The 14153-nt window shown below is 39.0% G+C and carries 13 protein-coding genes; 9 read left to right on the forward strand and 4 right to left on the reverse strand.

All coding sequences use genetic code 11. The features are described 5' to 3' along the window. Window positions 1–34 precede the first annotated feature (34 nt). Window positions 35–634, forward strand: coding sequence for a superoxide dismutase family protein (locus P8610_RS09570; RefSeq protein WP_394604201.1), 600 nt, complete (start codon window positions 35–37; stop codon window positions 632–634). A 279-nt stretch (window positions 635–913) separates the two neighbouring features. Here the strand turns inward: P8610_RS09570 and P8610_RS09575 are convergent, their stop codons facing one another. From P8610_RS09575 to P8610_RS09585, 3 genes are read right to left on the reverse strand one after another with little or no spacing between them, the layout of a single operon-like run. Then, entirely contained in the window at window positions 914–1708 is a 795-nt protein-coding gene (locus P8610_RS09575; RefSeq protein WP_394604202.1) for an ABC transporter permease, read from the reverse strand. A gap of 12 nt (window positions 1709–1720) precedes the next feature. Next, window positions 1721–2509, reverse strand: a complete 789-nt coding sequence (locus P8610_RS09580; RefSeq protein WP_394604203.1) for an ABC transporter permease — start codon at window positions 2507–2509, stop codon at window positions 1721–1723. Next, entirely contained in the window at window positions 2493–3521 is a 1029-nt protein-coding gene (locus P8610_RS09585) for an ABC transporter ATP-binding protein (protein WP_394604204.1), read from the reverse strand. Before P8610_RS09585 ends, P8610_RS09580 begins: the two co-directional genes overlap by 17 nt. A 334-nt stretch (window positions 3522–3855) precedes the next feature. On the opposite strand from P8610_RS09585, the gene P8610_RS09590 reads away from it, so the two are divergent. The 6 genes from P8610_RS09590 to P8610_RS09615 all read left to right on the forward strand — a co-directional run bounded on the left by P8610_RS09590 (window position 3856) and on the right by P8610_RS09615 (window position 11305). Further along, window positions 3856–5604 (forward strand): mechanosensitive ion channel, encoded by a 1749-nt coding sequence (locus tag P8610_RS09590; protein ID WP_394604205.1) that lies wholly within the window; start codon window positions 3856–3858, stop codon window positions 5602–5604. A 290-nt stretch (window positions 5605–5894) separates the two neighbouring features. After that, a complete protein-coding gene (locus tag P8610_RS09595; protein ID WP_289494587.1) occupies window positions 5895–6623 on the forward strand; it encodes a ZIP family metal transporter in 729 nt (242 codons plus the stop codon). A gap of 200 nt (window positions 6624–6823) precedes the next feature. Further along, complete coding sequence (gene pyrH, locus P8610_RS09600) at window positions 6824–7558, forward strand: UMP kinase (protein WP_289494588.1); 735 nt, start codon at window positions 6824–6826, stop codon at window positions 7556–7558. A 126-nt stretch (window positions 7559–7684) separates the two neighbouring features. Beyond that, window positions 7685–9208 carry a spore germination protein gene (locus tag P8610_RS09605; RefSeq protein ID WP_289494589.1) on the forward strand — a complete coding sequence of 508 codons (1524 nt, stop codon included), beginning with the start codon at window positions 7685–7687 and terminating at the stop codon, window positions 9206–9208. Then, a complete protein-coding gene (locus P8610_RS09610) occupies window positions 9205–10293 on the forward strand; it encodes a Ger(x)C family spore germination protein (protein ID WP_394604206.1) in 1089 nt (362 codons plus the stop codon). The genes P8610_RS09605 and P8610_RS09610 overlap by 4 nt, the downstream gene beginning before the upstream one ends. A 136-nt stretch (window positions 10294–10429) precedes the next feature. Continuing rightward, complete coding sequence (locus P8610_RS09615; RefSeq protein ID WP_394604207.1) at window positions 10430–11305, forward strand: hypothetical protein; 876 nt, start codon at window positions 10430–10432, stop codon at window positions 11303–11305. Here P8610_RS09615 and P8610_RS09620 read toward each other — a convergent pair. Continuing rightward, window positions 11273–11446: a hypothetical protein gene (locus P8610_RS09620; RefSeq protein WP_394604208.1), complete on the reverse strand. Its 174-nt coding sequence runs from the start codon at window positions 11444–11446 to the stop codon at window positions 11273–11275. The two genes, P8610_RS09615 and P8610_RS09620, sit on opposite strands and share 33 nt — an antisense overlap. A 219-nt stretch (window positions 11447–11665) precedes the next feature. On the opposite strand from P8610_RS09620, the gene P8610_RS09625 reads away from it, so the two are divergent. Together P8610_RS09625 and P8610_RS09630 are read left to right on the forward strand one after the other, a co-directional pair. Beyond that, on the forward strand, window positions 11666–12751 hold the full coding sequence (locus tag P8610_RS09625) for a copper resistance D family protein (RefSeq protein WP_394604209.1): 1086 nt from the start codon (window positions 11666–11668) through the stop codon (window positions 12749–12751). Between the two features lie 408 nt (window positions 12752–13159). Next, window positions 13160–14077 carry a proline dehydrogenase family protein gene (locus P8610_RS09630; RefSeq protein WP_394604210.1) on the forward strand — a complete coding sequence of 306 codons (918 nt, stop codon included), beginning with the start codon at window positions 13160–13162 and terminating at the stop codon, window positions 14075–14077. Window positions 14078–14153 lie beyond the last annotated feature (76 nt).

Raw genomic sequence — 14153 nt, forward strand, 5'->3', positions numbered from 1 at the left:
TGTATTATTCGCTAATCATCAGGAGGTAAGAGTGTTGAAAAAATTTGCAAGCATTCTGTTATTCATGATGCTGGTTATTGTTCTAGCATCGTGTGGAAACAAGAATAAAGACGATGAACATAAAAATCATGATATGGAAGAATCCAAAGCCGCATCTCAAGCGGCATCCAGCAAGGTAAAGGGCGGATCTTACATTGTGAATCTTATTAATTCAAAAGGTGATAAAGCGGGAGAAGCAACTTTAACACAAACAGCGGATGGAGTTAAAGTTGAGGTGAACGCAACAGGATTAAAACCAGGCGAACATGGCATTCACTTTCATCAAGAAGCAATATGTACACCACCAGATTTCAAATCAGCCGGACCACACTTTAATCCAACAGAAAAAAAGCATGGGTTTCTTAATCCGAAAGGCCCTCATGTAGGTGATATCCAAAATGTGAAGGCAAACAAAAGCGGTGTTGTTCAAGACGAAGTTCTATCTAATCTTGTGACTCTTTTAGAGGGCAAGAGTAACTCACTATTTGCAAACGGCGGCACCTCGCTTGTAATTCATGATAAGGCAGATGATTATAAGACAGATCCTGCAGGAAATTCAGGAGACCGAGTTCTGTGCGGTGTGATTAAGAAATAAAGAAAAAAGCTGGAAAACCGTTGGACTATCGACGGAAAATTCCAGCTTTTTTCATTCTTTCTAAGGAAGACAGGTTCTTGCTAATTTGATCATTTTATATGATAATCAGCTTTTTTATGTGATGACCTGTATTTTTTATGTGATGAGCCACGTTTTTTATGTGATAATATCCTTTTTTTATGTGATCACAATTCCTCTGTTTTTCTCACAAGGATTTTGCAGCCAACTGGGGTGCACGCTGCTTCTGCATGAGCACAAATAACCACCCAAAGTTAGAGTTTAACTCCCCGTACTCGTAAAGGCTCTTAACCCTCTATTCCAAAACCAGTAGGCAATCACGCATGAAACAATCGCAACAACAGGTGTTAACAATGCAAGCTTCTCGAAACCTGAGCCCTCAATAAAATAAGCTGCAGGATAAAATGCGGTAAAGCCGTATGGAATGATCCATGTAAGCAAGTGTCGAATGCCTTTATGGTAGATTGTTAAAGGATAGCGGGCAAAATCACTTAAGTTAAAGATCGTCCACACGATTGGCAGGCTATCAACCATCCAAAAGGATAACGTTGCAAAGAATAGATTAATCGCTACAAAAATAAAACCAGATGCAATAATCATGATAACAAGAATAAGGAACTCCAATACTCCCCACGAAACATCCAGATGCGGAATGGCCGTACTGATTACGATGATGCCGATAAACAGCTGTCCAAATCCGTCCTGCTGAAGCCGATCTGCAATAAAGTGGAACAACGGATTGATCGGACGGATGAGGAGACGATCAAACTTTCCCGGTCTTATGTACTGCCAGCCAAGCGTCCACAAATTATCAAAGAATATATGGTGGATGGACCGGCCAGTAGCCGCAATTCCGTATATGAATAGAATCTCGTAAAACGTCCAGCCGTTCAACTGATGAATATGATCGAACACAATTTTAACAAAGAAGATTCCTGCAAACTGCTGAAGCATAACTGACAAGACACCAAGCAGAAAATCCATCCTATATTCCATCATTACTTTTAAATTTTGTTTGCAGAACAAATAATATAATTTCATGTACCGTGTCAACATGCACGTCACCTCCTATCCTCCAAAAATCGTTACCTTTTTAATCGCAATCGACCATAGAATCCTTAACAAAACAAAGAGTAAGACAGCCCAAAAGACTTGTGATCCTAGCGCAAGCCATGCTTCTGTTCCTGTTAAGATGCCAGTATAAATCGCTACCGGAACATAGACCATTGCTTGAAACGGAAGGAATAGACTTACCGTTTGAAACCATTCAGGAAATAATATAAGCGGAACGAGTGCCCCGGAAAAAAACGAGATTACCGCTTCTTTCATCACTTCAAGTCCCCAAAGGTTAATCGTCCAAAAGGCAAGAATTGCGATCAGCAGGTCAAAAAATGTTCCGATCCAGATTCCCATTAGTGCGCTAATCAAAAATAATAAGCCGCCTTGCCACGTAGTTGGCAGTGCTATATCCATAAAAACAAACGCAAGTATGCCAAGAGGCAGTGCTCCGCGTATAAAGTGGATAATTTTGTCCCCCATATCCATCGCGATCAACCGAGTGATAAGGTGATATGGACGCATGAGTTCGATTGCTACATTACCGTCTTTTATAGTATGGGCGAGTTCTTGACCCACACCTGAAACGAACATCTGTAAAAACATCGCGATAATGATATACGTAATCATGCTATCAAATGGCAGACCTTCTATTTCCGTTCGGCTGCTATAAACGGCTTTCCAAAAAAAATAGATTACAAGCATTCTTAAAAGAACGGAGAAGGTATTTGCCCAAAACCATGCTGAATAGGCAGCATGAACTTGCATCTGAACACGGGCAAACTCAATGTATTTCCTCATGCTGCACCTTACCTTTCATCCCTTTTCCGTAAATCTCTTCTACGATTGTTTCGATCTTTGCGTCGGTAATCGTTAAGTCTGCGACGGGATAATGCCTCATCATACAGCTGATGACTTCCGCTCCTGAAATATCTTTGTTGCTGAACGAGATGGATACAAGATGGTGATCTTCATCTGTTCTAGGAATGATTTCAGTCACTGAATTGATCTCTTCAGGCAGCACAAAATCATCGATTGAATGCTCTAGCTCAAACTGAATCACACGCTTATCACCAAATTGTGATTTAATGTCCTGAATGGATCCATCGTATATCACACTGCCATCGTCAATAATGATAATGCGCTGACAGATCTCCTCGATGTCTTGCATATCATGTGTGGTTAATAGCACGGTTGTGCCGTACCTAGTGTTCATCTGCTTTATGAAGTTGCGGATTCGAACCTTAACCGCAACGTCTAATCCGATTGTAGGTTCATCCAAGTACACGACTTTTGGACGATGTAAAAAAGCAGCGGCGAGTTCACAGCGCATTTTCTGCCCTAACGATAGCTGCCTTACTGGGATGCCTAACAATGGCTCTAAATGAAGGACATTAACGAATTCCGCTAACGTTTCTTCATATTGCTTTTGAGGAATCTCATAGATGTGTTTTAGCAGTTCGTAGCTTTCTCGAACAGGGATATCCCAGAATAATTGTGTCCGCTGACCGAAAACGGCACCAATATGGCTAGCGTTTTGTTTCCTATTTTCATAGGGAATGATTCCGTTCACTTTCACTTCGCCGGAGGTAGGCGTTAAAATTCCGGTTAGCATCTTTATCGTTGTGGACTTGCCTGCACCATTCGCTCCGATGTATCCAACCATTTCGCCTGATTCAATGTGCATGCTAATTCCTTTAACAGCTTTTTTCGTTTCATATTTTCTATGAAACAATGATTTTACGGCTCCTCTTAAACCAGGATCCCGTTTTGCGATTTTATAATGCTTTTCGAGTTTTTTTACAACGATCATGTGAAATCTCCTTAAAAATGAACACAAAAAAACCACAGACAAGCTCCTGCGGGTATGTGTGCATATATAAATTTTTTAGCTCACGATCTGACACGTCAGGTTTTAAAGGGATATAAAATTATTTCGATTGTATGATTGAAATCCACATATTATCCCTCTCCTTTTGAAAACGTTTGCACATGTATGCAATATACGCATTATATCTAAACTTCTTTAATTTGTAAAATATATCCTTGTTCTTAATTTAAGTGGTTCTAGTTTAGTTGCTTAAGTGTTTGGGAAAGTAGAGCTTATGTAGAGGTCAATAAATGTACCTAAAAAAAGGAGGAAGAATATGTACGATTACAATGGAGTAACGGATTCGTGGATGGCTTACTTAGGAAGATTGCCAGATTTGCTTCTAGCTATTTTAGTTTTATTAATTGGCTGGCTTATCGCTTCTTTAGTAGCCAAAGCAGTCAAAAAAGCTCTCCACAAAACTGACTTTGACAATAAAGTCGCAAAGTGGATGAGACCTGATTCAGATGGGGAACACGTTGAACAAACGAGATCCAGTAAGTATTCTTCTGAAGAAGTTATAAGTAAAGTTGTATTTTGGATTCTTATGGCTGTAGCGATTGTTATGTTCTTAAACATGCTTAGCCTTCCGTATGTAGCTCAGCCGATCTCAAACGCTTTAGGTGTGATTGCAGCAGCGATTCCTAACTTATTAAAAGCAGCACTAATCGCAGCTGTTGCTTGGCTGATCGCATCAGGTTTATCCATACTTGTGAAAAAATTAGGACAAAACACTGGTTTTGAAAGATTATTGCACCGCTGGAAGCTTACTCGAGATCCAAGTCAATCTGACAAAGCTGTTATCTCAGCTTCAAAAGCAGTATTTTACCTTACCTTACTATTATTCCTGCCTGCAGTATTATCCGCTTTAGGAATTGATGCAATTTCTGAGCCATTAGAAGGCATGCTGACAGGATTCTTCGCTTTCTTGCCAAAACTTCTTGGAGCAGCCATTATTCTTTTTGTTGGATGGCTAGTAGCTAAAATCGTTAAGGAGATTTTGGTAAACTTCCTTCAAAGCATCGGTACAGACCGTTTAGCAGATAAAATAGGTGCTGAGCGCGCTTTAGAGAAAACATCTCTTTCTCAGCTAATTGGAACAATCGTATACGTATTTATCTTAATTCCTGTTGTTATTTCTGCACTTGAAACATTGGACATCAACGGAATTTCTGGACCTGCAATCGGAATGTTAGGTCAAATCATGGACATGATTCCGAATATTATCGTAGCCATCATCCTAGTAGCTGTAGGTTTATGGCTAGGCAAATGGGTGAAAAAAGCAGTTACTTCATTATTAGAACGAGTTGGATTCAATGGTATTTTTCACAAGATGGGTCTAGGATCTCTTCATAAGACAGATCGTACATTTACCATCTCACAAATCATTGGGTATGCCGCTCAGGTTGTTGTCGTATTGCTCTTTACAATTGAAGCACTTCAACTGGTTAATCTTGAAAGTTTAGTTAGTATTCTATCGGTTGTACTAGCCTATATCCCGATGGTGTTAACGGCAGTGTTGGTACTAGGAATCGGATTCTATGCAGGAGACCTAGTAAAACGTGTCGTTCAAAGCATGGTAAAACAACAGGCGGAAGGCAAGCTGCTTGGCAATATTGCAAAGTATACGATTATTACACTTGCGTTCTTCATGGCTCTGGATCAGCTTGGAGTAGCAAAAACAATCGTAAATGCTGCGTTCATTTTAATCCTAGGTGGATTCACACTTGCTTTTGGTCTTGCTTTTGGACTAGGTGGACGAGATGCAGCTGGTCGTACGCTTAATAAATGGGGAAGACGAATGGAACATACAACGATCGGAAGTCCTGACCCTGCAGAGTGGAAAGATAAGACATCTTTAAAAGATTTCCGTACAGATTCTTCAAAACAGCAAGATGTGACAACAACAACTACAAACCTTGATAAGCCTCATACTATCGCAAAAGATAGACAATTTAATCACTTGAACACACCAAGCGATGAATTTGGCATCAACAAGAACGATCCAAAAAGAAATGATTTTTAATCCATAAATAAATAGGAGAATGGAAATGACTCATGAAGGGTGAACCTTAACCTTTGTGAGTCATTTTTCATCGGTTCAAACACTGCATCAACCGTGAGTGTCAATTAACGAGAAAATAATTTTGTTTGTTTTATTGAAAGAACATTGTTTCATAACTGTCTAATTCAAGCATACAATTATCGTTTAACCTGGTATTTAGTGCCTGGTGTATTCATTTTTGGGACGTTTGAAGTGAATAGATGAATAAGATTACGGACAAGTTGATAAAAAACGAGAGGAGTCTGAAAAGAATGCTACAGGCCGCTTTTTGGGGAGGAATAGCAGGTTCTGCTGTCCTTTTAGGATGTTTTGCAGCACTCGCTTTTCATATTCCAAAAAAATGGACAGCATGGGTCATGGCTTTTGGTACAGGCATTTTAATAGGAGCTGTTTCCTTCGAACTGTTAATAGAAGCAGTTGAACAAAGCAATTTAATGGTTGCAGCCATTGGGTTTATTCTAGGTTCAACCATCTTTACAGTGATTAATAGTATTCTTGCAAAAAAAGGTGGACACGAAAGGAAAAAATCAGGAGATAAGAAAACAAAAGGTGTAGGCATGACCATCTTTTTTGGTACACTGCTTGATGCCATTCCTGAATCCGTTCTGATAGGAGCAAGCTTAATCGATCATAGTAAAGTAAGCTGGCTGCTTGTTGTTGCCATCTTTTTAAGCAACTTTCCTGAAGGGTTATCCAGCTCGATTGGATTATTAAAAGAAGGTTTTTCGAAACGCAAAATTATCGGCATGTGGATTTCTGTTTTTTTAATATCGTCCTTTGCTGCTTTTTTGGGCTTTGTTTTTTTAGAACAGGCATCTGTTGCTACATTATCATTGATTGGTGCCTTTGCGGGTGGAGCCATAATGGCAATGGTATCTTCTACGATGCTTCCGGAAGCACATGAGGATGCGGGTGTAGCTGTTGGATTTATTACATCGCTAGGTCTGTTATCATCATTAGTCCTGACTCATTTTTCTTAAACAAAATATCTTTTGCTTCACTTACCCAAGCTGGTGTGTATATAATGTTGAAAGAAAAAGGAGGCGGATTGTGATGGGATTCTTACAAAAAAAGAAATACACACTTAATTTCACATATCCGCCGTTTAAATATAAGAACAGATGACGTATTGATTGTCATTTGTTCTTTTTTTGTGCATGAAGAAATGGAGGGAAAGCAGATGCGTTATAAACGAGTACTTATTAAACTAAGTGGCGGAGCTCTGGCAGGTCAGCAGGGAACTGGGTTTGATCATCTTTCTCTAAATCACATCGCAAAAGAAGTTTTGTCCGTAATTGAAAAAGGTATTGAAGTCGCTATCGTGGTGGGCGGAGGTAATATTTTCAGAGGCAATCTAGCAGAGTATTGGGGAATTGAAAGGGTAGAAGCTGACCAGATTGGAACGCTAGGAACCATAATCAACAGCTTAATGCTTAGAGGCGTCTTAAAAAGTAAAATGAATCAAGAAGTGAGAGTGTTGAGTTCAGTTCCGATCAGTGCAGTAGCAGAGCCGTATATTCGATTAAGAGCAGTTCACCATTTAAACAAAGGGTATGTTGTCATTTTCGCTGGCGGTAATGGCCAGCCTTACGTAACGACCGACTATCCTGCGGTCCAACGAGCACTTGAAATGAATTGTGATGCAATCCTTTGTGCGAAGCAAGGAGTTGATGGGGTGTATGACAGTGATCCTAATCGATTCAAGCAGGCGAGGAAGTACGCAACATTACATTATGACGAAGCCATTCGCAATAACTTAAAAGTGATGGATCAATCTGCTCTCATTTTGGCACGTGATCATGGATTGCCGATTCACCTTTTTGATTTTAACCAAGAAGGCTCTTTCCTCAAGATTTGTACAGGTGAGGATGTTGGTACATTTATCAGTCATAATATTGAAACTGCCCTTGTTTAAAAATGGCTCCCTCGGGGCTTAACAGACTAGTATATTAAAGCATTCCTGCTTACAAGCGGAATGCTTTTTTGTATATTTCATTGATTCTTTTCTCATATTAAGAGGTGAAAAGAGGTGATGGACATCATGATGAAATGGTTAAAAAAGAAACCAAAAGAACAATCACATACTATAGATTTATCCAACAATACATACGGTAATATTAGAGAATTAATTGATAACTCTATGGAATCGGCTGACTTTATCCATTATCCCCAAAAGACTGTCCATCACAATATTTTCATCTCTTATTACAAAGCGATGATCGATGGAGAACTTCTTCATCGTGATGTATTGCCCTATTTGATTCACAATAAGGATTTTAAATCGATAAAAGACTTAAAAGATATTTTGCCGATTGAAAGTGTTACGATCACAAATGATATTAAAGAGATTCAAAACAAACTGCTGCGCGGTTTTATTGTGGTTCAATTAGGTGAATATGACGAAGAATGTGCGGTTATTCGTGCTGAGAACTTTTCAACAAACCGTCCTGTATCTGTTTCCGAAATTGAGTTCTCTGTTATCGGACCGAAAGAAGCATTTATTGAGAACTTGGACAGCAACTTGTATTTAATCAGAAGAAGACTGCCCGTTCCAGAGCTGCGTTTTAAAGAGATCGTGATCGGGAAATTTTCAAAAACGCGTGTTATTATCGCTTACCTAGAAGGTGTAGCAGAACAAGAGAATCTCAATACGGTCATGCAGAGGATTAAAGATATTGAACTAGAGATCATTCCAGACAGTTCCTATTTGGAACAGATCATATCTGATAACACCAAGTCTGTATTTCCCCAGTTGATCACAACAGAACGGCCAGACCGGGTGGTAGCCATGTTGAACTATGGACAGATCGCTATTCTTTCTGAAGGTTCTCCACAAGCTCTTTTAGGACCAACAGGTATTTCTGAATATTTTGCTTCACCAGAAGACTATTATTTATCTTGGATACTGGGCTCACTCTTCAGGTTCATTCGCTTTATATCTGTAATTTTCTCAACGTTTGCTACGCCTCTTTATGTAGCTGTTCTAACGTTTCACTATCAGATGATTCCAAAAGATCTACTGGCTCCTTTAATTTCATCCCGTGTGAATATTCCGTTTCCTCCCATATTAGAAGTTTTGTTTTTAGAATTAACGATAGAACTTCTGCGAGAAGCTGGCGCAAGGCTTCCGACAAAAGTTGGTCAAACACTTGGAATTGTAGGCGGAATTGTTATTGGACAGGCATCTGTTGAAGCAGGACTAACAAGTAACATTTTGTTAATCATCGTTTCGTTATCAGCCCTGGCTTCGTTTACGACACCTATTTATAAAATGGCAAATACAATCCGGATTCTGCGTTTCCCTTTCATCTTTTTTGCTGCATTATGGGGAGGGGTGGGTATCGTACTGGCTATGTCTTTTATCTTAGTCCATCTATTACGTTTAGAGTCATTTGGAAGACCTTATATGCAGCCGATCTATCCACCGAGGCTGCTTGATATGACGGATACTGTTTTCAGGCTTCCTTACAATCGATTATTAAAACGCCCTATCTCATTAGGAACGCAGCTTCCATCGAAAGATAAAGTAAAAGAAATGAGAAAGAAGAAGGACATAGACGAATGATCAAAAGTGGAAGAATACTTTTATTTTCTCTATTGCTTCTATTGGCTGGCTGTGTACCTAAACAGATCATTGACGAAGTACAGCTGATCCACTCGATCGGCTTTGATGAGCTGCCGGATGAAAATATTAAAGGAACCATAACGTATCCCATCTTTAATCCAGATGGCAATGTCCGCGTTGAAACTCTAACTGCTGTTTCTCATACAAGCCGGTTTATTCGATCAAAGCTGAATACTCAATCTCCTAAGACACTAACTACTGGCCAGCTGCGTGTCGTACTTTTTAATGACAGATTTGCCGAGAATGGCGTCTTGGAGATTGTTAATTCTCTTTATCGAGATCCGAACGTAGGAAACCGTTTATACTTAGCAGTTGTAAATGGAAGTACGCACAAACTGTTGACCTCAAACTACACGGCAGCACCTTTGCCGTCTATGTACATTACAGACATGCTTGAACAAAATATTAGTACTGAGAATTTACCAAGAACTAACCTGCATGTGTTCCTCTATAGCTATTATGGTGAAGGAATTGACCCTTTTTTGCCTATCATCAAATCACGAAATAAAGCGATTGAATTAGAAGGCGTAGCTCTCTTTAGAGGAGATAATTATGTAGGAAAACTAGACCATAGGCAGTCATTTGCGTTTAAAGTACTTTTAGAGGGGTCCAAAACGGGACACTATGAAGTGGAGGTCAAACAGGGGAAAAGAAAAGGCCATGCCGTTGTTCGCAACATAAAAGGAACAACAACCTACAAAGTAAAAAAAGTAAATGGTGTGCCTCAATTTGACGTTAAGATGAAAATTCTTGGAGAATTACATGAGTATCCGCACTGGTTGAATCTGGAGGAACCCTCTAATATAGCTTTGATAGAGAAAACATTTAAAAAACAAGTACATGGTGAAGCAAATACTATCATTAAAAAGTTCCAGCGCTTAAAAGTCGATCCTCTTGGGTTTGGAGATCAAGTGAGACGACGTGAAAAAGGATGGGATTATAAAGAATTCCAAAAACAATATGCTGATATAAAGATTAATGTCACAACAGAAGTTGAGGTTGTCGAATCGGGTGTCATAGAATAACGTGACGAACAGCTGTCCTTGTAAAGGGGAGCTGTTTAATTTTTGTTGGTATTACGCGGTCAAAAAAACAAATGAATAACGAATAGTTATATGGTTATTCCTTTATTGGATAGCGAGTTTAAAGGGGGCAATTGATTTGAGAACAACAGATGAGAAAATTAAACTACGCAATCATTGGTTCAAAATCATTTTAATCAGTCTATTTTCACTAGTATTCATGTTTAAAATTGTTGTAACCAAATTTACGTTTGATTTTTCCGATATGCTGGCATTCATCTTAGCCATTTTTGCAATCGGTATTTGCAGCTTGTTTTATGTAAAAGTAAACGAAGCGCTGCAAGCATTCGGAGCAGCAGGGAAATCTGTACTTCCGCTACACAATGAAAATAAGCAAGTTACAGCAGAACAAACAGAGTTTGAAGCTGCAGTTCAAGAAGAAGCTCCAATAACAGATAAAGAAGCAGAAGAGCTTGAACGCCTATTACTTTCACATGAAGATCAAGTAAAAAGAATGAAACAAGTACAAAAAGAAATCACCAATCGCTTAGTAACAGAAGATCTACATGAAGAGGACAAAAAAGATTACATCGACTATCTGCTACAAAAAGAAAAAGAAATCATGTTAGCTAAGCAAGAAATCGTACGCATCACTTCATTATTAGAACCTGAAGCAGATCAGGAAGATGAAGGAGAGTTCGAGCAAGAAAGCATAACAGATGAATACATAGAAGAAGACACTGCTCACACATCAAATGCAAAAGACATCGTACAACTATTAGGAAAAGAGTTTGTCTTAAATGCCAGCCTGGAGCAATTCAATCATAAAATGAGAGAAATTCAACATTCGATCACGATTGAAACAGCAAATCAACTAAAAGAAGAGGGACTTATTGACCCTTATTTTAACGTTACGCGCAAAGGATTAAAGGAATTTAGACGTGCTGCAAGAAAATTCAGCTACGGTGACGGAGTAAAGTTTTTATCCAAAGTTGTTCAAAGAGGAAATCGATAATTCAACAACACTGCTGTGGAAGTAGTTTATTTCCGTTCCAGATGCTCGCTTTCCGCGGGGCAGGCGGTGAGCCCCTTGCCGCTTTGCGCCGTAAAGGGTCTCACCTGACCGCTTGTCCCGCAGGAGTCTCGCATCTTCCACTCCAATCAACTTGTCATTGAAGTCTTATAACAAACTGTATCTATTGGTTTAAAGTTTTTTTAAAATTCTTATAAGCTAATTCCTTGTCGTTACAAAAAACGTCACAGGATTTAGCTTTTTCTTTTTTGCGGGAATTCTTCATATTGTCAATCTTAATTTTTACGCCATTTACTTTTCCCTGCTACAATAGACATAGATTGTTGTGAAGGAGTTTGTTACATGTTTATTGTTGCTAAGGCGATGCTATATTTTTGTTTTGCTATTCTAATGGGAGCATTCATTTTATATGCTGTTCCACATACAAAGCGGCCAGTGATCCACCTTTCAAAAAAGGTGATCATATTTCTGATCGCTTTAATACCGCTCTTCGGAATGGGTGAACTTGTAAGGCTCACTATGTATTTAGGAGAAGGTTTAGGGTATTGGGTTACTTTCCAAAACATTGTTTTTAGTTTTGAAGTAGGAAAAGGATGGCTGTTTTTAACGGGAATATCGGTGTTATTATTTTTTATGGTTTCATTTAATGACATACAAGAAGACCGATTCTTTGCAGGACTTGCTTTGTTTTTACTAGCAGGAATGGGTATTTCAGTTGGTTATTCGAGTCATGCTGCAAGCTTAGAGTCTTTAGGGTTTTTAGCCCACACACTTCATTTTCTGGCTGTGATTACATGGACGGGTGTATTGTTGGTGACCGGTTTCTTCAGTAGAGGCGAAGGTCCTGGTTTGTCATTTTACAAGTGGTTCACACCAATGGCACTTTTCTGTTTGTTCACAGTTATTGGTGCAGGACTATGGTTAATGTCTTATATCGTGCCTGAATACGTGAACGGATATTTGCTGGACTATGGTCAAGCGTTATTGATCAAGCATATTCTCTTGTTTATTATCGTGCTTTATAGCTTGATTAATGGTGTCTGGTTAAAGAAGAAAATAAAAACAGGTACAAGTGCTGCTTCATTATTAAAGTGGATAAAAGCTGAAGGTATTGTATTGTTTTTAGCGTTTGTGACGACTGCTGTTATGAGTCAGCAGACACCTCCTCATGATGTAGCAGAAACGCTGCAGATGCAGGCACCGTCTAAGTTATTTACTTTTATCACAGGATTAAATCCTGGTGAGAACCCAGCACTCACATTCGATTTCTCTATGATGAGCATCGTTTGGCTGGCATTTGCCGCCTTGCTTATTTCGGCTTTTTTTATCAGCATTAAACGAAACAGAAGCATTGCGCTAGTTGTTACAGCTTCAATTCTTGCTGCGAGTGCTATTTATTTAGCGGTGATGTCTTCTTTAGCTTTATAATGTTACCTAAAAGATAAAAGATTGTTCAAAATGCTTTTGCTCTTTTCTCTATTGGAAAAATTGATTGGAGTGAAAGGTGGCGAGACTCCTGTGGGATGAGCGGGACAGGTGAGACTCCTAATTACCCAAAGGGTGAAGGAGGCTCACCGCCTGCCCCACGGAAAGCGAGCCACCTGTAACGGAAATCAACTACTTCCAAGAGCATCAAAGGTTTGCACCGCAAAGCACAAAAATAAATACAATGAAACGAGGGCAGTCGTCAGGGCTGTCATTTTTCAGCATACAAATATTTTTAATTTTTCAAAATCGACAATATTCGCAAAAAGAATGATATATTTAAAGCGGTTACATCATACAAAGAATTTAACCAATCTTTTTAATTTTTAAGGGTACTAGGGGGTAATTGGGTTGGAACAACTTATGCGCAATTTTTTCTTATTTCTTGCTAAAAATAAATCGTTAACAAACCTTGCAAAAAGATACGGTCTTCGTTTCGGTGCAGGTCGTTTCGTAGCAGGGGCAACACTTGAAAGTTCTATTTCTGCTATTAAGCGATTGAATGACAAAGGAATGCCAGTAACGATTGACCATCTTGGTGAATTTGTTGACAACGAACGAGAAGCTGCAGAAATGACTGAGCATTGCATTCAAGCAATCAAGGCAATTAGCAAAGAAAAACTTGATTCACAGCTTTCTCTAAAAATGACTTCCATGGGATTAGATATTAGTGATGAACTAGTGCTAAGCAACATGAGAAAAATAATGGATGCGGCACAAAAACATAATGTTTTCATTACGATTGATATGGAAGACTATTCTCGTTGTGAGAAGACATTAGAAATCTTTAAACTACTAAAGAGTGAATATGATAATATTTCAACCGTTATCCAAGCTTATTTGTACCGTTCGTTAGAAGATGTACAAATCTTGGATGAGTACCATCCGAACCTGCGTCTAGTAAAAGGTGCTTACAAAGAACCGCAGACTGTCGCTTACCCAGAGAAAAGCGATGTGGATAATAACTTTAAAAAGTTGATTGAAACACATCTTTTAAACGGTAACTATACAGCAATCGCAACTCATGATGACGAGATCATCCAATATACAAAAGATTTAGTTGAAAAGCACAACATTCCGTACGATCAATTTGAATTCCAAATGTTATATGGAATCCGTGTAGAGCGACAAGAACAATTGATGCAAGAAGGCTACAAAATGCGTATATATGTGCCATACGGAAACGACTGGTACGGTTATTTCATGAGACGTTTAGCAGAACGTCCAGCGAACGTAGTGTTCGTACTTAAAGGTGTGTTCGGTAAATAAAAGATTCAGCCAAAAAAGAACCTTGATGGGTTCTTTTTTTGATTGGTGAAGTCAAAAGAAAGCTAGGGGTCTGTCC

Source organism: Fictibacillus sp. UD (assembly GCF_043558025.1).
GTDB lineage: Bacteria > Bacillota > Bacilli > Bacillales > Fictibacillaceae > Fictibacillus.